The following is a 22,319-nucleotide window of genomic DNA, read 5'->3' on the forward strand; positions in this document are numbered from 1 at the left end:
AGTACAACTGAAGGCGTTATATACAGCTACAGCAACGGTTCGCGGGGGCCGCGAGGGTTCGGTGGAATCATCCGATGGAGCTCTTAAGCATGACCTCAAAATTCCGAAGGAGCTTGGCGGTCCCGGCGGTGCAGGCACAAATCCGGAGCAGCTGTTCGCGGCAGGTTATGGTGCCTGCTATGAAAGTGCTCTAGCCAACATAGCCCGTAAAGAGGGAATGAAGCTGCAGGATGTGGAGATCACTTCCAACGTGCTGATCGGCAAGGATGAGAGTGACGGAGGCTTCAAGCTGGCTGTTAGACTGGATGTGAAACTGCCGGGTATTGAACGGTCTGTAGCGGAAGACCTGGCGAAGAAAGCCCATGATTTCTGTCCGTACTCGAAGGCGACCCGGGGAAATATTGAGGTAGAATTGAACGTACTGTAGAGAATGGTGAAGCTAAATCAATGGAAATGAAGTGTTCCTCTCTAAGGCCGGACAGCCGATGTCCGGTCTTATACTGTGTAGAGCCGCAGAGGCAACGGGTAGGAATGAACAAAGCTGGGAATAATGGCTAAATAGAGTCGGAGAAGGCTAGAAGTGCAATAAATAGCGGGCGGTAGCTTGCAGTTTGGTTGACATCACCCCGGAAATTCTTTAATATGTCTAAGTATCTGTTAATGTCGCGTGTGCAATTAACTACCAAAAATTTAAATAATGGGTGATGAAGATGTCTTACAGACCGAATATTACGAATGTGACCAAAGCCAGCAGCAACGATAAGGAAGGATTGTACGAGTTCATTATCAAGCTTGCTGACGGAACGGAGTGCCGCGCGTTCTACAATCGGTTTCCGGAATGGAAAATGACGAACATCAGCCGCCTGCTCAAGACACCATGTCCGGTATGCCGCAAAGATTTCATCTGCAAATGCATGGAATCCTTCACAGCTGATTTCGAAGAGCAAATGACTGGCGACGAGTGGATTAACAAGGCAATTGCTGAATAATTAAAAGAACGGACATTGTAGGCGCGGGAGCTATCCCGCGTTTTTGCTTTGTTCAGAAGATGATTTGAGGGGTACACTATACCTAAGAGGAAGGGGGCGGCGAAGTGGCTGAAGAGTGCAGGGAAATGCAGAATGAGTCCATTGTGCTGATTGATGGAGTCTGTCATCTGTGCCAGGGGCTGGTCCGGTTCATTATTCCGCGTGATCCCCGGGCGAACTTCATGTTCGCCTCCTTGCAGAGTGAGGCTGGCAAGGAATTACTGAGGGCTGGCGGCCTGCCTGACCATCAGTTGAACACAGTGGTGCTGGTGGAGAACGGCAGCTATTATACAGAGTCCGCTGCAGTGCTGCGCATTGCCCGCAGGCTGCGGTTTCCATGGCCGGCCGCATATGTGTTAATCCTGGTGCCGAAACCGCTGCGTAACGCCTTGTACAGGCTCGTGGCAAGGAACCGCTACCGCTGGTTCGGCCGGGATGAGCAGTGTCTGCTCCCGTCGCCGGAACTGAAGCGGAGATTCCTGTAGCGGGAAGCCGGATTTAATACAAAAGCAGTGCCGTCCTCTGAGGGGCGGCACTGCTTTTTGGGTTGCAGATTATTTTGACGCAGATGAATTCAAAGGTTCCGTCTTAAGCATATAGCTCTGGACAAGCTTCCATTTGCCGTCAGCGGACTTCTTCAGGGTTGTTACAGTCGTGGAGCGGCTATCCGGTAACGCAGGCCCGCTTAGTTTCTTGGTTGTCTGGACCAGATATACGGAGGCTTCATCGGCTGTATAATCAATAATCTTCGAAGACTCAATAGCCGACTCCAGATCATAGACCTGGAACATCTGGGCATAGAGCTGCTTGGTCTGGGCGTATGCAGACGAAGTCTCGTCGATGGTAGTGAGCAGGCCGTCGAGATTCTCTTTGTTGGTATAATCAAAATTAGCCTGGACCACGGCATTGATCAGATCTTCGTCAGCTTTGGGGACCGAAACTGCAGCTTCGAGAGTTCCCTCCGGAAGGGAATACTCTATAGCCTTGATCTGCAGATTGCTGATCTGCCACTGCGTGCTGCCGGCACTCCGGGTCAAGGAATAGATGTACTCAGCTTTGCTGTTCAGCATAAAAGCACCGCCGAGCTTCTTAATGGTTTCGATTGTCTGCACAGTTGCTTCACTCTTCTGCACATCAATAATGTTCATCTGCTCGATCGTGGTCTTGGTATCATACTTCGCCATTTGCTCTGCAAGCTGTGTACCGATCGCGGTTAGCGGAGACTGCGGATCGATGAGCGATACGAAACCTTTGGCATCCTCGTAGTTGGAATAGTCCTCATATTTATCGAACAGGGCTGTTATTTCTTTGGTGGCTGTAACGGTATCTATGGTGCTGGTGATCGCGACGGTATTGGCTTTGGCATCCCAGCTCACCTGATTTCCGGTAGCCTCACTAACGAAGCGCAGCGGGACAAACGTCACATTATTAATCATCCGGGGAGCGGCTGCCAGAGACTTGACCGTTCCGTTGACGCTGGCTTTCTTGCTGCCGATCTGAAGTGTGATGCTCAGGCCTTCCTTACTGGCGGTGACAGTGCTGGTCTTGGCATCCCAGGCTAGCTCCAGGCCCAGCTTCTCGAAGACCGGGCGCATAGGCACGAGAATAGAATCGTTGTCTTTGACCGGCGAGCTGGAGCTCAGGTTCAGCTTCTGCTGATCGATCAGGACCGTAATAGGCTGTTCTGCTGCGGCAGCGGATAAGCTGACTGCACCGGATATGGCAAGAACGGCAAGGAATCCGGGAATTATTTTCATGAATCTAAAACCCCTCTCAATATTCTGGACTAACTTATTTATGTACATATGTATTATAAAGGGGCAGGGCGAATGGTCACATATCCCTCGCAGGACATGTTAGGAAGGGGGATTATGGGAGGTTCTCTCGGATATTGGTAAAAAAGCTATTGCTGAGCTTCTATATATGTGCTACTATAGCTGTAAATTAGAGGAATAGTAACGGAAGCACCGTTCAATGACCGTATCCCACGGTTATTGGCGGTGCTTTTTTTGCTGCCATTTTTGCCATTATTCTGAGAGGAGAGTGATTTCATGACGGCAAGAATCGTGCTTGCAGTCCGGGAGAGCCAGTACATTGAACCATTGCTGCATTATTTGCACCATAGTGAGTATGGCGAAATGCTGCGGATCACGGCGTTCAGCAGGCTGGATACTTTTGTGGAATTTATGAAAGGAGACGAGATTCCGGATGCCGTTGCAGGAGACCCTTCCTTCATTGAAGCCTGGCTGGTGGAAGGAAGGAACACGATTCCGTGGGCAGTGTTGAGTGAAAGCGGAGAATTGGCGAATGCCGGTAATCTGGCAGGAGGAATGAGGATTGCCAAATACCAGGCACTTCCGTCGCTGCTGGAGTCCATTCTCCAGCTGTGTGATCTGAAGCGGGTCAGAACTGCCGCTGCTCCTAAGGAGCAAACGCTGCTGCTGGGTGTAGTCTCGGCAAGCGGCAGCAGCGGGAAAACAACGGTCGCCCTGAATATGGCGAAGCAGCTTGGTGCACTGGGCCTATCCGTGTTCTACCTCAATTTGGAGAGTGTGGACAGCAGCGGATTATATCTGCGGATGCCGGGCGGCAACGTTCCGGGCCTTGAACGTCTGCTCTATGAACTTAAGGCTGGAGGAGGAGAGAACAAGGGAGGGAGGGGCAAACCCGTATGGGAGGATTATGCGTTCAGGCATGATAGCCTGCGGTGTGATGCATTCAGACCTGTGGAGAATTTCAAGGAAATGCTCCAGATGTCGCGGCAGGACACATTGGATATATTGGAGGGGCTGGCTGCGGCCGGAAACTATGATGTGATCATTGCGGATACCGGAAGCATTGAGGAGGAGCGGGCACAGGCGGTATTGTACAGATGCGGTGTTCTGGTGTGGGTACTGAAGAATGAGCAGGTAAGCCTGCACAAGACGGAACGCTGGCTTACCTACTTCGACAGTATGCACTCCGGCATGCCCCCGGAACTGAAGGGCAGGAGCAGATTCGTGATGAACTGCTGCAGGGAAGCGGTGAATGACAACCCGGCGGATACCGGGAGCGGGCTGGCGGGTGTACTTCCGTATATTCCTTCCTGGGGGATGCAGCATTACGGAGAGCTGTGCCTGAGCTCACCGCAATTCATAGCCGGTGTGCAGCAGCTCTGCAGAAGTATTGTTGAACCGGCATTGCCAGGCGTATTTACCGGGAGTACTGCATGAATGAAGAAATGTTCAGAGCACTGCGCAGCGACATCCGGGCAGGGCTGGACGTTACTTCGGCCATAGGAAACCGTGAGCTTGCTGCTTTCATTGAACGGATTATTCTCGGCCGGGATAATCTGCAATTTTTGACGGCCAAGGAGAAGCACGAGCTGGTGAAGAAGCTGTTTGACTCCTTCCGGGGACTGGATATCCTGCAGCCGCTGGTGGATAATCCGGCCATTACCGAGATTATGATCAACAGCCATGAGGAGATTTTTGTGGAGGAGGACGGCATGATCCGCAGACTGCCGCTGGCTTTTGAATCCAGAAGCCGGCTGGAGGATATCATCCAGACTGTAGTTTCCGGCGTTGACCGGGTGGTGAATGAATCTTCGCCGATTGTCGATGCCCGGCTGCAGGACGGTTCGCGTGTCAATATCGTACTGCCGCCTGCTGCGCTAAGGGGACCGGCAATGACCATCCGCAAGTTCCCTGAGACACCTATGACCATGGCCGAACTGGTGAAGCGTGAAGCGCTCAGCCAGGAAGCCGCAGAGCTGCTGCAGATTCTGGTAGCTGCGAAATATAACATCTTCATCAGCGGGGGTACAGGCTCGGGCAAGACTACGTTTCTGAATGCTCTGTCACAGTTTATACCGCCGCAGGAGCGTGTGATTACGATAGAGGATTCCGCAGAGCTGCAGATTATAACGGTACCTAATCTGGTCTCGCTGGAGACCAGGAATGCCAACACGGAAGGACGGGGCGAGATTACCATCCGCGATCTGATCCGCACTTCACTGCGGATGCGGCCGAATCGCATCGTTGTCGGTGAGGTGCGTGGAGCAGAGTGTCTGGATATGCTGCAGGCGATGAATACTGGTCATGATGGAAGCTTATCAACGGGGCATTCCAACAGCGCACATGATATGGTCAGCAGGTTGGAAACTATGGTCCTCAGTGCCGCGGAGCTGCCGGTAGCTGTAGTCCGTCAGCAGATCGGGTCAGCGATAGATATATTCGTACATCTCTCGCGGCTGCGGGACCGTTCGCGCAGAGTCATGGAGATTTGTGAAGTCAACGGTCTGCGGAACGGTGAGGTGGAGCTGAATCCGCTATATGAATTTCAGGAAACCGGGGAACGGGATGGCCGGGTTCAGGGCAGCCTTGCTCCCTGCGGCAATCCGTTACTGCATACTGGTAAGCTGCGAATGGCCGGAATCAGAGATTATGCATTGCTGCGTTTCAGCGCAGCCAGCAGGAAGTCAGAGGAGGTTGTGTCCTGAAAGCCTTGAAGAACAGAAGCCGGCGTGTAACCAAAGCGGATAGAAGAACATCCGTGAAAGGAATAAAGCCGGTTCAGCCGGCTGTTGATTCTGCTGTTGATTCTGCTGCGGGCGAACAAGCAGTGCTTCCGGATTATACCCGGTACGAATTGAACGCTCTGCAACGAATACTGGTCATTCTGACGGGGAGTGTACTTTTGTTCGGCCTTGGTTACCTGTTCTATCACCAGCTGCTCCTGGCTGTACTGCTTGTGCCGGGCAGTGCTGCCGGTCCGCGCCAGCTGCGCAAATACCTGCTCCAGCGGCGGCGTTCAGCGCTTAATCTGCAGTTCAAGCAGATGCTGTTCTCACTTTCTTCATCGCTATCTGCCGGACGGTCAGTGGAGAATGCTTTTCGAGAGGCGGTGATAGATCTGCGGATGCTTGATCCGGAGGGCAGCGGTGACATGATCGCGGAGCTGAATATTATCTGCACCCGTATGGAGTACGGGGAGCCGGTGGAAGAAGCGCTGTATGATTTCAGCAAAAGAGCAGGCATGGAGGATGTGGAACGTTTTGCAGATGTGTTCATGGTCTGCAAGCGGACGGGAGGGGATCTGGTAGAGATCGTGCGCCGCACTTCCACAATTATTGGAGAGAAGCTGGATATTCAGCAGGATATTGCGGTCAGTATTGCCCAGAAGAAATTTGAGGCCAAGGCCTTGCTCGTCTCTCCGCTGATGATGGTCATGTTCATGAGCTTAACAGCGGGGGATTATATGGAGCCTATGTATACGGGTGCAGGAATAGCTGTCTCCACAATAGCGCTGATCGCCTTACTTCTCTGTTATCTCTGGACCTCCAAGATCATGGATATTCCACTTTGAAGGGGGAGGCCGGAATGACATGTCACTGGTATGCGCTGTAATCACTCTTCTCTTCACAGCAGGCTGGTTATTTCTGCGCTTCAGATGTGGCGGCCGTTACGCAGGATTGCGGAAGCTGCCAATGGAAGGGCTTCGGCTGCGGTGGCTGGGTGAGCCTATCCTGCTGCTTGTGGAGAAGGGAAAGGTCGTTAGCCTTATCCCGGCCGTGATGTTCAAGATACAGCGCTCGCTGCAGCGGATCTACGGCATGCGCTACAGCGCAGAAAGAACTTTGCTCTTAATGGGAGAGATGCTTAGCTACAGCTGGCTGTTGATCGTAGGTGGCAGCTTGCTGACTTTGTTTACGGGCGAGCATGCGGGGATAACTGTGGGCGGATTCTTGGCCGTTGTACTTCCGGCTGCGATGGTCAGTGACCTGCACAAGAAGGTACGGCTGCGGGAGCAGCGGATCCTGCTTGAGCTGCCGGAGCTGCTGAATAGCCTAGTCTTGCTTGTTGGTGCCGGCGAGACGGTACAGAGGGCAATCCTCCGCTGTGTCAACGGCCGCCTGGGAGACAGCGCCCATCCGCTGTATGCTGAACTGCTGAAGATGACAGCGGATTGGGAAGGCGGCTATTCGTTCCAGCAGGCGTTTGAGAACTTCAGCAAGCGTTGCGCGGTGCAGGAAGTTTCCATCTTCACGACTGCAGTATTGCTTAATTACCGCAGAGGCGGAGCTGACTTTGTCCTGTCGCTGCGTGATCTGTCGCGGATGCTCTGGGAGAAACGGAAGGCCATCAGCCGGACGCACGGGGAACAGGCTTCCTCGAAGCTGGTCTTCCCGATGGTGGTTATCTTCTTAATTGTGATTGTGCTGGTGGGAACACCGGCGCTGATGATGTTAAAAATGTAGGAGGTAGAAGTTATGATGACGCTGATTGCAGAAGGTGCGAGGAACTTTTGGAAGGATGAGGATGGACTGGGAACGCTCGAGATGATACTGATTATTGCTGTATTGATTGCGGTAGTACTAGTGTTCCGTGAAGAGATAGTAAAGGTAGTTAAAGACTTGATTAGTACTGCCGGGGATAAGAGTCAGGAAGTCTTTGAGTGATCCCCCTGCAGCAAGATGAAGGAAGCTTCACAATCGAAGCCTCGCTGCTGCTGCCGGTCATTATGTGCATCACGATGCTGCTGCTGTTCTTCTCCCTGTACAGCTATCAGAAGTCGATGCTGCTGCAGGTGGGCTCAGCTGCAGCCGAACGTGCAGCCTACAATTGGGAGAATAGCAACAGGGCAGTGGATGGGGAATTCGCAGCAGGTAATTATGATCCGCTGTACTGGAGGATTAGCGAGGATGGATTATTGGGGTCCTTGTTCGGAACGGGTGCGCAGAATGGCAGTACGGCAATTGAACTGCCTGGAGAGGCAGGGGATGAAGCCGGGGGCCAATTGCCATTAGTGAAGCTGTGGCACGCTTCGCAGATTGTCCCGGCAAATCTGACGGGAGAAATGAGCTACACTTACGGGCTCACAAGCCGCAAGATCAGTGCGAAGTTAAAGAAGATGCTGCGTTTGCCTGTCCTGGATGAACTGCTGGCTGATGGGGCTGTTCCCGAGGTGTCTGCCCGTTCTTATGTTACTGAGCCTGTTGAGTTTATTAGAACTGTGGACCTCATGCGTTATTACGGGTCCAAGTTCAAAGATACTTCATCCGGCAGCAAGGAGGGCACTGGCATGGAGAAGAAGAATGCAGCCATCGTGCTGGACACACTGCATTAAGCTGCCAATTAATCAGCGGAGACCGGTTCAGGGGATGGGGCCGGAGGGAGGTGATCGAATGATACATTCCAAGGGCAGCAAATTCTTCTGCAAGCTTCCCGGGCGGAGCCGGTGTTTGGATAATGAATGGCGGTGCGGAACTAGTAACAGAAGTAGCAACAGGAGTAACAACAGGAGTAGTGATAGTAATACATGCGGAGGTTTAGTGAGGTGCATTTTCAGATGTCTGCATAAAAATGAAGGATCTGTTTCTATTTTTCTGATCATGGTACTGGCTTTCGTATTTCTGTTCACCACTGTGCTTATAGATTACGCTCGGATTGCGGCTGTAAATGTGCAGGAGGAACGTTTGGCAAGAGCCGGGGTCCGCTCGGTGATGTCATCTTATGATATTACGTTGCGGGATAGATACGGTCTGTTCGCCTTCGGCGGAAGCGATGGTAACCAGCTGCTATCTAAGATGCTGAACGATAATCTGTATGAGAGTGGACGGGCAGATGCTTTTAATCTGCTGCCGGTAATGGTAGATTCCTCTTCGCTGGACTGGAGCCGCCCGCTGGGCAGCTATGACATCTTCCGGCGGCAGATTATCGAAGAAATGAAGTATAAAGCGCCTGTTGATTTCGCACTGGAGCTGGCAGGAAAGCTTAAACCACTGTCTGCGGCAATGACGGAGGCGTCACAGAGCACGCAGATACTGGCAGACCTGCAGCCCTTATACGAGCAGCGGGAGGAAGCATTGGAACTTATGCTGCAGAAGAGAAGGGCAGCGGCTGGCAGCGCAGTGAAACTGCAGAAGCTTCTGATGAATCCGCCTGCGGATAATATATATCCAACTGGGCTGGGCTCCATTGCTTCTGCTGCGGATATCCCGGCAATGTATAACGATTATTTCGCCAAGTATTACGAGGACTTATTCCGTGATACTAAAAAACCGCCGAAGTACTCAGCTGTTCTATCGCAGTATAGAAATCAGCAATCTGATTTGATAAGCCGGATACCTGGTGTTCTGGCCGAGGTTCAGACAGATAATAACTCCCTCTTACAGGAGGCCAGAGCAGCACTTACGAAGGCCGAGGATTTAAACCGGCAGATGAAAAGCATGCTCGATCAGTCAATTGCCGCCGCAGATACTGCCGGGAATGATCCTGCGCGGAACTGGGATATCCCGGGGAGTGCGGAAGAAATGAATTCAGAACCTCTCATGAAGCTGAGGGAACAAGCAGCAAGCCTTATTCTCACATCATCCGAGTTCATTACTATGGACAGTAATTTAGAGGGACAGGAACGGGCTGCAATGGCCCTGGAGCCTGCAGTATCCGGATTGCCAGCCATATTGAGCGCATTATCGGAATCATCTGCAGAGTATTCAAGTATGGTTTCAGGTGTTCTGAATGCTTCAGGGATTGTTAACGGTTATATGCAGAATTATGGCGAGTATGGGTCCATCATTACAGCTGAGGCTACGCAGATTGACGCCCGCCGGACCTCGGACAGTCAGCGCAGACAAACGGAGCAACAGGCCAAAATCAAGCTTGGGGAGGCCATGAATCTGCTTGATCAGATCCGCAGTCTGGGTGAAAGTGCGGGAGAAGCCATGGAGCAGTACCGTAGTCTGCGCCAATACTACGAGGAGAATGTCTCCTTCAATGAGGGTATTGAGCAGGAAGCAGCAGTTACCGGGAATAGCGCCGATCAATATACTGCCGGAAAGTCATCGATGAAGAATATGGACAGCTTGTATACAGCGATGAGCAGTGTTATGGAAGGGGCCAGGGATAGATTGTATCAAACAGAATATTCAGCAATGTATTTCCGTCATTTTGATCTATCCGCGCTGACTCCGCTGGCTTCCGGTTCTGCTGAAGGATTCGGAGAACAGCTTGGGGAACAACTTGATCCTCAGGCTCAGGAGCTGGAGTATATTCTGTATGGCTTCTATAATCCTGCAGGGAATGTAGCGGCGGCATACGGGGAGATATTTGCCCTGCGGCTTGCCGTACGGACCATGGAGGGGATGATAGAGAAAGCCGGTCTGGGCAATCCGCTGGCAGTCCTGGCTGCTGCACTTTTGTATGGAGTAGAACAGGCTGTTCAGGACATGCTTCTGCTCTGCAGGAACGGGGAGATACCCCTTTCCAAATATATGACCGCGAAGCTTACGTATCGTGATCATTTGCGGCTGTTCCTTCTGCTTCATGGAGGAGGAGAAGAACAATTGGCCCGGATGCTTGCACTTATCCGCCTGAATACCGGCACTGATCCGGCAGGTAAGTTCACGTATGCCTCAGCGGAACTCACAATGGGCCTGCCGCTGTGGTTTCTCCCTGGAGTGGTCAAGCTGGTGGATTATAGTGCAGGGCTCCCGGGTGATGTCCGGGGCAAGAACTATTTCAGGAAAGTAGGGGCCGACTTTTCTTACTGAAGGAGGATTGGGCGGATGAAACTCTGTCTGCGGAAATCGCCGGGCCCGCGTGATGAAGGCAGCATGGTTGTAGAAGCGGCGCTGGTTCTGCCCGTGTTTCTGTTATTTGTTCTATTCCTGATCTTCATTGTGCAAATGACACTCTATTCCACGGCGCTGCAGAGCACGGTTTCCGATACGGTTAAAATCGTCTCGACGCATATGTATCCTGCAGCTTTGGCTGCAGAGCAATGGGATGATGCAGGTAATGAGGGAGATGATGGTGCGGGTCAAAACAGCTCTGCTGGCTCTGCCTCCTCCAGTGTGTGGAGTATTCCGCGGCTGTCGCTTACCGAATGGAGCGAGAGTTATGTAAAGGAGCTTCCGGAACCTATGGAATCATGGGTCAGCGCTGCAATCCGGAAGGGAGAAGGGCCGCTGCAGAAGCTGCAGGCCGGGGCTTCCGAGACCGTACTGGATGCAGGACTTAAGCCTATGCTGAAGCCGTATATTTCCTCGGACTGGCTTGAATACAGCCGGATTCATGTGTCCAATGTTACCGTCCCTGATCTGAATAAAGGAACGCATCCCTACTTCGGACTGGTAGTAAGCTATGATTTGCCGATGAAGGTCCCGTTCTTGAACCAAAAGATTGTACTTGAGGCCAGTGCAGTCGAACGCTTGTGGATCGGCAACACAGATGTATCCGGAGAAGGCAATGCTGCCGGACCTGATGAAGAAACCGGCACCATAATCATCTTGGAGAAGCCTAATCCGGGCGTGGCGAATCATCAGGGCAGGATAAAGGTCAAGGTGCCTCCCGGTGCTTCGGCGAACCTATCCATTTTTTACAAAAGCGGTCAGAGCACGGCCAAATATCTGGGCTGGAAGCAGGCGGATGAGAACGGATATATCGAATGGGAATGGAAGATAGGCGTAAATACTACGCCGGGCACCTGGCCTTTCGTGATCTGTCTGGCTGACGGCACCAGCTTGGAGGCTAGTTTTACAGTTGTGAAATGACTGAAGTTTACGGGAAGGGGAGTGCGGATGACAGAATGGGCTTTTTGGGGTTGTCTGCCGTTCCTGACAGCAGCATTGTTCACGGATATCCGCTGGATGAGAATTCCTAACTGGATCACATTACCGGCACTGATTGCGGGAATTACTCTGCAGATGATCATGAGTGGCTGGCATGGACTGCTATTATCCCTGTGCGGTGCGGGGGCAGGGTTTCTGCTGCTGCTGATCATGTATTTCATCGGGGCGGTGGGTGCCGGAGATGTTAAACTTTTTGCCGGAATTGGTGCCTGGACTGGTGTATTGTTCTCACTGCAGGTAATTGTGTATTCCGTGCTGCTAGGAGCGGTTGTCGGCTGGATTATTATTCTTTTCAGAGGGGAAGCAGGCCGGAGGGTGCGCGGTTTGATAAGCAGAACAGCGGGATTTCTGCTGCTCCGTAATGCGGATATGCTCCATAAAGGGCCGGGGGGTGATCTGCTCAGGTTTCCCTTTATGCTGGCTGTTTTCCCGGGATTTATCTGTGCGTATTATTATTTCTGACTTGAGGTTTGTAGTTTTACAGCTCTGGAGGTGAAGGTAACTTGTTTGGACTGGAACGTGATTTCGTGCAGCAGGACGGGATAACGATGCTGCTTGGTAAGCCTGAGGGATTGGCGGCGGGGGAGCTTAACATGGTACAGGCCCGCATGCTGATGAACACCGGTATTCCGCATCATTTGCGGCTGCTGCTTAGAGAGATAGACCTGCAGGTGACGCTGGAATATACCGTAGCAAGACGAAAAATGCTAGGGACTCTGCTCAAAAGTGAAAGGCTAAGTATGCTGGAATTCTTCGGATTGCTGCTGCAGATCGCTGTAGGAATGGAGGAAGGGCGCCTGTATATGCTGCGTGCAGAGCAATACGTATTGCATGAAGACTACATCTTCATTGAGGGTCCGCTAAGCAGTGGAAAAGTGTTCCTGACGTACCTTCCACTGGAGTACACAGAAGCAGCTGCACGTCCGGGGGAGTCATTGAGATCGCTGATCATGACTTTTATGGCTGCCATCCATGAGTTGTCCGGCGATGGAATGCAGAGGCTGATGCAATACTGCGGGGAGGAGGCTTTCACTCCTGCGGGGCTCAAGGAACTATTGGCAGAATTGCTGACTGGGGCAGAAAATCACAGGGTTCATCCTGAAGCCATGGAGCTGGCTCCACAAGGTAAGCTGGCTGGGGCGGCTGCTCCGTCAGCAGACAGAATGGAACAGCCCCTGCCCCGTATTCTGGAAGAGCCGAAGACGGCTATCCCGGGGAGATCTGCCTTCGTTTGGGATCAGGGGGATAAGGATACAGTGTCTCCTGCTCCTGGACAGACCCCGGATCAGGTTCCGTGGAGAGGCGGTACACCGCGGCTTAAGCGGAAGGAGGGAGGGGCAACCGGAGAACAACCGGTGCCTGATATAGCTGAACAAGCCCTCCAAGCTGAGGACAGAGCGTCATCATACAGAACGTATATTGTACTTGGTGCAGTGCTGTGCGATGCGGTGTTATGGAAGTTCCTCTATTTAAATAATCCCAGCATGCTTTGGCTCACTGTCTGTGCAGCAGCAACTCTGGGGCTGGCAGCGATATGCTGGATGGTGTGGAGCGGAAGGATTGCCCGGGGCGGATCTGAGGAAGAAGAGGAATTTCCGGAGGAGGGGGAGGAGAACAAGAAGGGGGCAAGCCGGAAGCTGAGAAATGAGCTGGAATGGGATTTTGGCAGAAATCCGGTAGTTTCTCTCCGGCCCTCTATTCCAGCCCCCCTGCGTTCAGAACAAGAATTATCTGCTGAAGCCCCTTATCCAAGGGGGGCAACGGCAGGCAGACAAGGTACAAACCCGGGGATTGCCGAGGGCCGGTTTCAGGTGAAAGAACCGCTTGCAGCCACAGCGCTGCTTATACGGGAACCGGAACAGGTTAATGGGAGCGCGCCCCCATTAACCGGGCGGGCAGTACCTTATCTGGAGAGGCGTGATCCGGATGACGGCGGAACTCCTGAAAGAATTGAACTAAACCGCCCCAGCTTCATTATTGGCCGCTCTTCTGAGGTGGCCCAGTATGTAGAGAAATCTGAAGGGGCGTCGCGGGTACACGCTGAAATATCCAGAAGCTCCGGCGGGTATATCCTCAAGGATCTGGACTCCAGAAACGGTACACTGCTTGCTGGTGAGGTTATGGTTCCATATAAAGAGTATCCGTTGACTGAAGGAACTATGTTTACAATTGTTAAGGGCTGCTATACGTTTCGTACAGCCTGACTAAGACTGGCCGGGTCTCCGAAGAAGTTGTGTGACAACATCAGTCAGCCTATTGGGATTTCAGCTGTTCAAGCGCGGGCTGCAGGGTTGGATAGGTGAACGTGAAGCCGTTATTAACAGCTTTGGAGGGAAGCACGCGTTGTCCCTCAAGCAGAATTTCCGACAGCTCGCCTACAGCGGTCTTCAGCAGAAATGCCGGAATGGGGAACCAATGCGGACGACGGTAGACTTTGCCGATCATTCTTCCGAACTGTTCATTCGTTACCGGCTGCGGTGCAGTGGCATTGACAGGACCCTCTATCCCGGGATGAAGAATGCAGAATTCAATTAGCCGGATGATATCCGTCAGGTGAATCCAGGACAGCCACTGCTTGCCGCTGCCGATTCTGCCGCCGAAGCCAAGGGAGTAAGGCAGCTTCATTTTGGGAAAAGCGCCGCTCTCATTGCCCAGGACAACGCCTGTGCGCAGTTTGACCAGCCGTAAGCCGGAATATGCTTCATCGGCAGCTTCTTCCCAGTTCTTGACGACTTCTGAAGGGAAGTCCACGACACGGGTTGGTGAGGATTCATTATAGGTATCCTGCAGTGAAGTGCCGTAAATGGCGACAGCAGAGGACTGGACGACCACCTGAGGCTTATGCTGCAGTGAGTTCAGCAGATTACCTGCCGCGGCAACGGTTTCAAGCCGGGATTTCATAATTGCCTGCTTGCCGTCAGGTGTCCAGCGCTGGCTGAGTGAAGCACCGGCAAGATTGATCAATGCATCCGCGCCCTCGGCAGCTTCAGGGTTTGATTCGAGGCTGTCCCAGGTAAGATAGCTTAGACCCGGATGAGACAATGGATTCTCCGGAAGCTTGCGGCCGACACTGATAAGCTGATGTCCGCTTTGCAGCCAGTATTCGGTCAGCTCGCTGCCAATGAAGCCACTGCCTCCGCAAATGATATATTTCATAGGGATAACTCCTATTCTGGACGCCCGGTGATGAAGTTACTTGTTACTGTTTATTTGACCAGATGCTTGTAAGGTGTGTAGTCGATGCCGTTCTTTTCCAGGAAGGTGACCAGGAAACGGTTGTCGCGCCGTGGTGTGGCCACAATGTATCCTTTAATGCAGTGCTCACGGGTTACCTCTGAAGCATTGCTCTCCACGGCAATTCTGCCGATCTCGGCAGCAATCGAATGTTTGGCAATGTCGCGGAAAGGGCCCGGTACCGGCTGTACCAGCTGGTCCAGAAAAGCCTTCATCTCGTCGCTCCAGAGCGGACGGCTGCGTTCTACCCAGTAATTCTGCCAGTCTAGCTTGGATTTGCCGTCAGCCTTGGGCAGCACCTTCAGAAATTTGCGGAACATAAAATAGCCGCCGATGCACATACAGCCCAGCAGTAAAAAGGTCCAAAATGCGATGGAATTCATAAACCAGTTGCTCGGAGCTACAGATAATAAGCTTGAGGGTGAATGAAAATGCATGGATACACCGCCTTTGACAATGATGATTGTCACTTTCCATTTACTTATCTAGAGTATAGCGTATTTGTAAAGTTTTGCGAAGCGGAAGCGGCCTTCTGGGGCTTGCCTAGATTTATTTTCCCGATCACGGTAGAATAAGGGTTAATTCGTGAAGGAAAGAGGGAAATAGGCATGCTGAAAATAGGTTCACATGTGTCCTGCGCGGACAAGGGTCTTCTGAGCGCGGCCAATGAAGCAAATGAGTACGGATCCACCTCGTTTATGATATATACGGGAGCGCCGCAAAATACGCGCCGTAAGCCGATTGAATCGATGTTCCCTGAGGAAGGGAAGCTGGCTATGGCGCAGAATGGTGTCGAGGAGATCGTGGTTCACGCTCCTTATATTATTAACCTGGGCTCCTACAAAGAAAGCACCTACCAGCTGGCAGTTGATTTCCTGCAGGAGGAGATCCGCCGTACCCATGCGCTTGACGTTAAGCATATTGTCCTGCATCCGGGTGCATTTACCGATAAGGATGCCGAATATGGCATTCAGCGTATTGCAGACGGACTAAATGAGGTCCTTGGCGGTACGAACGAGACGGAAGTGCATATTGCCCTGGAAACGATGGCCGGCAAGGGAACAGAGGTCGGGCGCAGCTTCGAGGAGATTGCTTCCATTATCGATAAGGTCGTACATAATGAGCGCTTGTCCATTTGTCTCGACACTTGTCATATTCATGATGCCGGATACGATATCGTGGGCGATCTGGATGGTGTACTGAAGAAATTTGACGACACTATCGGCCTGGGACGTCTAGGCGTTATCCACATTAATGACAGCAAGAACCCGCGCGGAGCGGGCAAAGACCGCCATACTCCAATCGGCTCAGGTTATATTGGTTTTGAGACGATCAATAATGTCGTACACCATGAAGCACTGGCAGGTCTGCCGTTCATTCTGGAGACACCGTGGATTGGCAAGGATGCGAAGAAGCTTCGTCCGATGTATGAAGTAGAGATTGCTCTGCTGCGCGGCAATGTGGCTGAACGTTTCGGGGCGGAATTCCTGTCGGAGCTGGAAGAGCTGCATGCTTTTTTTACCAAGCAGGAGCTGGATTCCCGCCGCTATGTGCTTGATGTATGGGAACTGCTGAAGAATGACGCCAAAGCCAAAAAAGCCGATCCCCGTGAACCGCTCGAACGTCTCTATGATCAAGTAATTGCTGCCGGATTATTCCCTCAGCTTAGTGAGGAAGCCGTCAATCACCGGCTGATCGCCTGGCTGGCAGGCAAACAGCTGCTGGTGAACGCTTAATCAAACAACAGATTGCGCAAGCAGATGAGAGGATGGACGGAGAATTATGGAATTACATGTGAAAAGGGAACATTCATCAGGCGGGCAATATCCGGACCGGGCGCGTATGCTCATTTCCTGTCCTGACGGGCCGGGGATTGTAGCGGCGGTGTCACATTTCTTGTACCAGCACGGTGCAAACATTGTGCAGTCGGATCAATATACGATGGACCCGGACGGCGGAATGTTTTTTATGAGAGTGGAGTTTGACCTGCCTAAGCTGGATGAACGGCTGGAAGAGGTGCGTACGATCTTCGGCGGCGTTGCCGAGCGCTTCAAGATGAACTGGCAGATCTTCAATGTAAGCCATAAGAAGCGTCTGGCGATCTTTGTATCCAAAGAGGATCACTGTCTGGTAGAGCTGCTCTGGCAGTGGCAGGCCGGTGATCTGGATGCGGACATCGCTCTGGTGGTCAGTAACCACACAGACATGCAGGCTTATGTTGAGTCTTTCGGTATTCCATTCCATCATATCCCGGTTACAGCGGATACGAAGGAAGCAGCCGAGAAACGTCAGCTTGAGGTGATCGGTGATGACATCGATGTGATCATTCTGGCCCGGTATATGCAGATCATCTCCCCTTCGTTCATCGAGCATTACCGGCACCGGATTATCAATATCCACCATTCGTTCCTGCCGGCATTCGTCGGCGGCAAGCCGTACGCCCAGGCGTATCAGCGCGGGGTTAAGATCATCGGTGCTACTGCCCACTATGTAACCGAAGAGCTGGACGGCGGTCCGATTATCGAGCAGGACGTGCAGCGGGTCAGCCACAGCGATGATGTGAACGAGCTTAAGCGCATTGGACGTACCATTGAACGGGTAGTTCTGGCCCGTGCGGTGAAATGGCATATTGAGGACAGGATCCTCGTGCATCATAATAAGACGGTTGTGTTTAATTAATTCTTTTAACCACTCTGGTAAAAGTCAGGAAACAAACGGAACGCGGATGTTCATGACATCCTTCCGGCCTGATTTTTACCGGAACCCATCTTCAGCCGGGAGCTTCTCCCGCAGCCTCTAGCTATACAAACAACCTCACAGTAATAATCTAATACACTTCTCACCATTACAGGTAAAAAAGCATTTTACCGGCATTTTGGATCTTAAGCCAAAATGTATTTTGTTATGTGCAGATTTCACATTCAAAGGGGGTAAAAGGCTTGTCATCGCAACGCGGACATTTATTAAAACGCAATTATATCTTTGCCTTTCTCATTCTGACCATCGGCTTCGGTGGGCTGCTCGGCTACGATCTCTACTTCAAGCCTTATGTACTCTCGCAGACAGTGGTCAAGATCAAGGTAGGCAGCGGCGGCTTTTTGCCCAAAAATTATGAGCTGAAAACGGAAGACCTCTATCTGGATTCCGTGCAGACCAAAGACATTCCGGCAGGTGTCATCCGCAGCATTGAGCAGGTGGAGCGGAAGATTACGAATGTGAATCTGACGGATGGCAGTATTCTGACCGAATCGCTGATTGATGTGAGCAATCTGGAGCCGCAGCAGGACGAAGGGATTTTTCCCATACCCAAAGAGGCGATCTATGCCATTAACGGCTCTCTCCGCAGCAGAGATAAGGTGGATATTTATCTGGTAGAAGGAGATTCACCTTCAAAAAACCAGACGGGGTATAGCCCTACAGATGCGTCTGCAGGTGCTCCCGGAGATTTGGCTGTTTCAGGGCCGGAAGCTGCTGCGGAAGAGGAGAGTCAGCCGGCAGTACCTGCCAGCAAAGTATTTCTCAGCGGAGTAACAGTGAATTATGTACGCACTGAAGATAACAATGATGTGCTCGATTCGGAGAATGGCAACAACAATAACCGCTTCACTTCGACCGGGAAAGTAGCGACGCCGGAGCTGAAGCTGAAGAAAAGAGACGGTGAACTGCTGGGGACTTATCTGGAACAGGGCAAGAAGCTGTGGATTGTAAGAGTGGAATAGGAGAGTGGAGCAGAAGGGAGGAAGAACGGGCTTGAAAATATTCAGTCTGGGTATGGATCAGCTGACAATTAATGAAATTAAGCTTGCCGGATTTACAGTCATAGCCCAAAGTGTGCTGCCAGAGCCGGCGCAGGCGGGAGGACATTTGCTGATGGTTACCAGTGAACAGGTGGCGGTGCAGGAGCTGGGTGAGCTGCGCAGGAGGTATCTGGATTCCAACATTTTGTATGTATATCTGCAAAAAGGGGTGCGGGGTTATCAGGCTATTCATATGCAATGTGAGAGTCTGGGGATTTTCTTCATGCCCCCGCGTTCGACCTCATCAGCAATTATCGATAAGCTTCGCTACATGCTGGAGGATGAGCAGGCAGAGCGGGGGAATCTGATCGGATTTTTCGGCTCCGGACCGGGCATTGGCTGTACAAGTGCAGCTAAGCTATTCGCCAGGAGGATCGCGGCTTCGGGACTGCGGGTAATTGTGCTGGGTCTTGATCTGTACGATCCGGGCTATGACCGTAAAACAACAGTCAGCCTGGACAGGCTGCGGCCGCGGATTACCGGCAAAATGCTTCACGATGAGGATTTCGCCGGGTTTGTGCAGCAGGAAGGATATTCGTATCTGCCGGGCAACTTCGATTATTTAAGTGCTCAGGACTATCAGGAGGAGGAGATTGAATATTTGCTGGCCAGGGCAAGTGACTGTGCAGATGTAGTGGTGGCTGATTTCGGGTCCATTCCGGAAAGTGCCGCGTGGTATGTAGGCATGCAGAAATCCGTGCTGCGGATGATCGTAACGCATCCCCGTCATGAGTATAGGCTGCAGCCTCTGATGGAGCTGGCCGGGCATATGGATCTGCATCCGCAGGATTTCCAGTGGATCATCAACCGCAGCAATGTGGAGGAGCTGACCTCTTCCAAGAATCTGGCGCTGCGTTTTGGCAGCGAGATCCTGCTGGAGCTTCCATATTACCAGCCTTTCCTGGAGAGTCTGCCACTCGGCAAAAAAGAACTCCAGCATGTCGACGACAAGGTCCATGCGCTGCTGGTCTCGCTGGGTCTCGCACTGGAAGTCCGAAAGAAGGGGATATTTCAATGATTGAATCTCTGGATGAAGCGTGGCCGCTGAAGCAGGGGCGGCTTCCCTCAAGATGGACTCCGCTGGACCCTGAGCATGGAAGGCGGCAGGAAGTGGAGGGGAGCGGACAGGTGCTGCTAAGAGTGCCGGAGGCTGCTGAGAACAGGCGGCTCTTCTCTCTGAAGCAGAGCGTGCTCCGTACAAGCAAACCCGGCAAAGAAGACTTCTTCGGCTTTCTGCAGAAAATGAAAAACGAAATGAATGCCGGACTGGAGCGTGAGGATGACAGCTATTTCGAGCTAAATGCCAAGGCGTTGATTGGTGATCCGCAGGCAGTCAGCTTTTTCATGAACGAGATCGAGAAGTATCTGCGCCGTACCCCGTTTACAGGCAAGGTGCCGGAAGCTTACCGTACAGCCGCTGAAGCACTGTTTCATGAATGGAAAGGGTTCGGACCCGCTTACCGCTGGTTCACGGACCGGGCTTATAGTGAATCGACCGGGCTGCAGATGATCGGACGGCAAATTTTTTATAACCACCAGGGCAGGTTTGTAGCTTATCCGTATGAGATGCCTTCGCTGGACCGGGTAGAGCAGCTCAAGCGTTCTCTCCTGAAGAGCGATCCCAACAAAAAGCTGAACAAGGATAATCCATCGGTAGAGTTCAAAATGGACGACCCGCTGTGGCCTGGCCGGTTCATCCGTTTAGCCATCTGGGTGTCGCCGCGTGTCTGGGAAGGCTTCACCACCATATCGCTGCGCCGTCAGGTCGTCGAGTTCCTGGATCTGGATGATCAGGCCGGCACGGAATGTATTCCTGCAGAAGCGGTTGAACTGATCCGTGCGCTTACGGGTACATTCCGTAATACGATTATCGCAGGTGCTGTAGGCTCGGGCAAAACCACTTTTGCCAATACAATTGTCGGTGAACAGCTGCTCGGTTCCTCTTCCTGCATGGGAGTGGTGATGATTGAGAAGCATCCGGAGTCGATTCTGCCGTATCAGATCAAAGGCCACCGGATCATTCCGATCCAGGCATCCAATGAGGAACTGATGGAGGTCGGCGTGGAATCGCTGCGGCATGATCCGAACATTCTCTATATGACCGAAATGCGTTATAACGAATGGGAATTCTATTTGTGGAGCGGCGAGAAGGGCTATGACGGCATCACCGGAACCTTTCATACCGTGGATTCGGAGGATATCCCATACCAGGGTGCTTTTGCCGTATCTACTCGGATTGGCGGCAGCCTGAAGGGGCACTTAATTTCAGCGCTGAAATCCTGTGAGCTGGTATTTATTCTGGAAAGTGTGCCCGATGGGAAGAAGCGGCTCGCACGGATTTCCGAGGTTTTTTATGAGGAAGCCAGTAACTCGGTATTCGCTAATGATCTGATGCGCTGGGAACAGGAGCAGTCGGCCTGGAGCTATAATGACAAGCTGACGCCGGGGCTGATGCTGAAGATGAAGAAGAAGAATGCGCGGGCTACGCGGCTTATGCAGCAGGAGCTTGGACATCTCGCCGCCCAGAAACCGATGGTGGACCCGCTGAAGGAAAGCTTGAAATCTAAGATTGTTTTGAACGAATGAGGGGGGAGCCTGTGGCGCTGCTGTACTATATCATCCAGTTTGTCTTTCATTTACTGGTCGCGGGCGGAATGTGGCTATTGGTGAAGCCGCTTATTGAGCGGCATTTATCGCAGTGGGGGCAAAAGATGGATTTCCGGATGAACCTGAGGATGAGTCTGTTCGGCAAAAAAGTCAGCATGATTAACAGAAGAATGTGGCTGTACCGTCATCTGGATGACTTACTGTATTTTGGCCATAGGAGGTATGAGCCGGGAATCAGTGTTATGCGTTTTGTCACCCGTTCTGGCATGCTGTTCACCGGGGTTTTTCTATCGGGTCTGCTGACTCTGCGGGAGCTGCCGGGACATATGAGCTTCAACAATCCTTTTCTGGAGGGAATTGTATTAAATGACGGTACACCTGCACAGGATGCTTGGCGGCTCCCGCTGTTTCTGGCTGTTCTCTCGGCAAGCATTCCATACTTACGGATGAGGTATACCTATGCACAGAGGAAAGTGCGCGGGAGCTACGATCTGCTCGATGTGATCAAAATCGCCACCAAGTTCACTCATTTATCTGCGGATTCCATCCTGTCGAGGACCAGTGATTTGCTGGCCGGTGATAATGTGCTGAAGACCCCCTTGAAGCTGCTTGGAGCGGCGTTTGCCAATTACAGTAACGAACGGGAGCTGAATGAGGAAGCGGGACGTTTTGCCGGAGCGATCGGAACGACCTTTGCCGTAGAATTCGTCTCCGATCTGCTCTATTGCGAGAAGGAAGGCACACGTTATCTCAAAAGCTCGCTCATGATGCTTAACCGCTCAATGGAACAGCAAAGAGAAACCATTCTGACGGTCAAAGCAAGCAGCAGGGATGCGATCAGCCTGGGGCTGTACGGAAATCTGGTTGTGCTGGTTTCTTCGGTTGGAACATTCATGTACATGCTGAAGCCTGATGTTTATTTCAAATTGCAGTTTGAGACTACCGTTGGTCTTACATTTATGATGGTCATCATCACGGGGATGTTCATCTCGTTCATGATCAGTACCATCCTCGCCAGACCCAAGCTGGACTACCACTAAG

The 22,319-nt window shown here is 52.0% G+C and carries 22 protein-coding genes; 19 read left to right on the forward strand and 3 right to left on the reverse strand.

The genetic code is table 11. The annotated features are described in order from the left end of the window. Positions 1-7 precede the first annotated feature (7 nt). From PBOR_RS06750 to PBOR_RS06760, 3 genes are all read left to right on the forward strand, one after another. Positions 8-427: an organic hydroperoxide resistance protein gene (locus PBOR_RS06750; protein ID WP_042219034.1), complete on the forward strand. Its 420-nt coding sequence runs from the start codon at positions 8-10 to the stop codon at positions 425-427. Between the two features lie 283 nt (positions 428-710). After that, entirely contained in the window at positions 711-989 is a 279-nt protein-coding gene (locus PBOR_RS06755; protein WP_042211018.1) for a hypothetical protein, read from the forward strand. Between the two features lie 125 nt (positions 990-1,114). After that, positions 1,115-1,513, forward strand: coding sequence for a thiol-disulfide oxidoreductase DCC family protein (locus PBOR_RS06760; protein WP_042219035.1), 399 nt, complete (start codon positions 1,115-1,117; stop codon positions 1,511-1,513). 69 nt (positions 1,514-1,582) lie between these two features. On the opposite strand, the gene PBOR_RS06765 is transcribed toward PBOR_RS06760, so the two are convergent. After that, positions 1,583-2,785 carry a copper amine oxidase N-terminal domain-containing protein gene (locus PBOR_RS06765; protein ID WP_042211019.1) on the reverse strand — a complete coding sequence of 401 codons (1,203 nt, stop codon included), beginning with the start codon at positions 2,783-2,785 and terminating at the stop codon, positions 1,583-1,585. Between the two features lie 294 nt (positions 2,786-3,079). On the opposite strand from PBOR_RS06765, the gene PBOR_RS06770 reads away from it, so the two are divergent. From PBOR_RS06770 to PBOR_RS06815, 10 genes are all read left to right on the forward strand, one after another. Continuing rightward, entirely contained in the window at positions 3,080-4,240 is a 1,161-nt protein-coding gene (locus tag PBOR_RS06770; RefSeq protein WP_042211020.1) for a P-loop NTPase family protein, read from the forward strand. Next, positions 4,237-5,508, forward strand: a complete 1,272-nt coding sequence (locus PBOR_RS06775; protein ID WP_042211021.1) for a TadA family conjugal transfer-associated ATPase — start codon at positions 4,237-4,239, stop codon at positions 5,506-5,508. Before PBOR_RS06770 ends, PBOR_RS06775 begins: the two co-directional genes overlap by 4 nt. Positions 5,509-5,630: 122 nt before the next feature. Then, positions 5,631-6,374 carry a type II secretion system F family protein gene (locus tag PBOR_RS06780; RefSeq protein ID WP_042219037.1) on the forward strand — a complete coding sequence of 248 codons (744 nt, stop codon included), beginning with the start codon at positions 5,631-5,633 and terminating at the stop codon, positions 6,372-6,374. A 19-nt stretch (positions 6,375-6,393) separates the two neighbouring features. Then, positions 6,394-7,266 carry a type II secretion system F family protein gene (locus PBOR_RS06785; protein WP_042211022.1) on the forward strand — a complete coding sequence of 291 codons (873 nt, stop codon included), beginning with the start codon at positions 6,394-6,396 and terminating at the stop codon, positions 7,264-7,266. 12 nt (positions 7,267-7,278) lie between these two features. Further along, positions 7,279-7,467, forward strand: coding sequence for a Flp1 family type IVb pilin (locus PBOR_RS06790; RefSeq protein ID WP_042211023.1), 189 nt, complete (start codon positions 7,279-7,281; stop codon positions 7,465-7,467). Continuing rightward, entirely contained in the window at positions 7,464-8,135 is a 672-nt protein-coding gene (locus PBOR_RS06795) for a TadE/TadG family type IV pilus assembly protein (RefSeq protein ID WP_042211024.1), read from the forward strand. Before PBOR_RS06790 ends, PBOR_RS06795 begins: the two co-directional genes overlap by 4 nt. 265 nt (positions 8,136-8,400) lie before the next feature. Then, entirely contained in the window at positions 8,401-10,560 is a 2,160-nt protein-coding gene (locus PBOR_RS06800; protein ID WP_052429362.1) for a hypothetical protein, read from the forward strand. A 15-nt stretch (positions 10,561-10,575) separates the two neighbouring features. Continuing rightward, positions 10,576-11,562, forward strand: coding sequence for a TadE/TadG family type IV pilus assembly protein (locus tag PBOR_RS06805; RefSeq protein WP_042211026.1), 987 nt, complete (start codon positions 10,576-10,578; stop codon positions 11,560-11,562). A 27-nt stretch (positions 11,563-11,589) separates the two neighbouring features. Further along, positions 11,590-12,102, forward strand: coding sequence for an A24 family peptidase (locus tag PBOR_RS06810; protein ID WP_042211027.1), 513 nt, complete (start codon positions 11,590-11,592; stop codon positions 12,100-12,102). Positions 12,103-12,143: 41 nt separating this feature from the next. After that, a complete protein-coding gene (locus tag PBOR_RS06815; RefSeq protein WP_042211028.1) occupies positions 12,144-13,844 on the forward strand; it encodes a DUF6382 and FHA domain-containing protein in 1,701 nt (566 codons plus the stop codon). A gap of 49 nt (positions 13,845-13,893) precedes the next feature. Here PBOR_RS06815 and PBOR_RS06820 read toward each other — a convergent pair whose 3' ends face one another. Together PBOR_RS06820 and PBOR_RS06825 are read right to left on the reverse strand one after the other, a co-directional pair. Further along, positions 13,894-14,796: a TIGR01777 family oxidoreductase gene (locus tag PBOR_RS06820; RefSeq protein WP_042211029.1), complete on the reverse strand. Its 903-nt coding sequence runs from the start codon at positions 14,794-14,796 to the stop codon at positions 13,894-13,896. Positions 14,797-14,846: 50 nt separating this feature from the next. Continuing rightward, complete coding sequence (locus PBOR_RS06825) at positions 14,847-15,311, reverse strand: DUF2621 domain-containing protein (RefSeq protein WP_042211030.1); 465 nt, start codon at positions 15,309-15,311, stop codon at positions 14,847-14,849. 171 nt (positions 15,312-15,482) lie between these two features. Between PBOR_RS06825 and PBOR_RS06830 the strand changes: the two genes are divergently transcribed. From PBOR_RS06830 to PBOR_RS06855, 6 genes are all read left to right on the forward strand, one after another. Continuing rightward, entirely contained in the window at positions 15,483-16,610 is a 1,128-nt protein-coding gene (locus tag PBOR_RS06830; RefSeq protein WP_042211031.1) for a deoxyribonuclease IV, read from the forward strand. A 46-nt stretch (positions 16,611-16,656) separates the two neighbouring features. Then, a complete protein-coding gene (gene purU, locus PBOR_RS06835) occupies positions 16,657-17,553 on the forward strand; it encodes a formyltetrahydrofolate deformylase (protein ID WP_042211032.1) in 897 nt (298 codons plus the stop codon). 260 nt (positions 17,554-17,813) lie between these two features. Then, the gene (locus PBOR_RS06840) at positions 17,814-18,593 is read left to right on the forward strand and encodes a hypothetical protein (protein ID WP_042211033.1); all 780 of its coding nucleotides are present in this window, start codon (positions 17,814-17,816) and stop codon (positions 18,591-18,593) included. Between the two features lie 31 nt (positions 18,594-18,624). Then, positions 18,625-19,689: a CpaE/TadZ family protein gene (locus tag PBOR_RS06845; RefSeq protein ID WP_042211034.1), complete on the forward strand. Its 1,065-nt coding sequence runs from the start codon at positions 18,625-18,627 to the stop codon at positions 19,687-19,689. Beyond that, entirely contained in the window at positions 19,686-21,257 is a 1,572-nt protein-coding gene (locus PBOR_RS06850; protein ID WP_042211035.1) for a P-loop NTPase family protein, read from the forward strand. Before PBOR_RS06845 ends, PBOR_RS06850 begins: the two co-directional genes overlap by 4 nt. Further along, complete coding sequence (locus PBOR_RS06855; protein ID WP_218918885.1) at positions 21,254-22,318, forward strand: hypothetical protein; 1,065 nt, start codon at positions 21,254-21,256, stop codon at positions 22,316-22,318. The genes PBOR_RS06850 and PBOR_RS06855 overlap by 4 nt, the downstream gene beginning before the upstream one ends. Position 22,319: the final 1 nt, after the last annotated feature.

This window comes from Paenibacillus borealis (assembly GCF_000758665.1).
In the GTDB taxonomy this organism is placed as follows: domain Bacteria; phylum Bacillota; class Bacilli; order Paenibacillales; family Paenibacillaceae; genus Paenibacillus_AQ; species Paenibacillus_AQ borealis.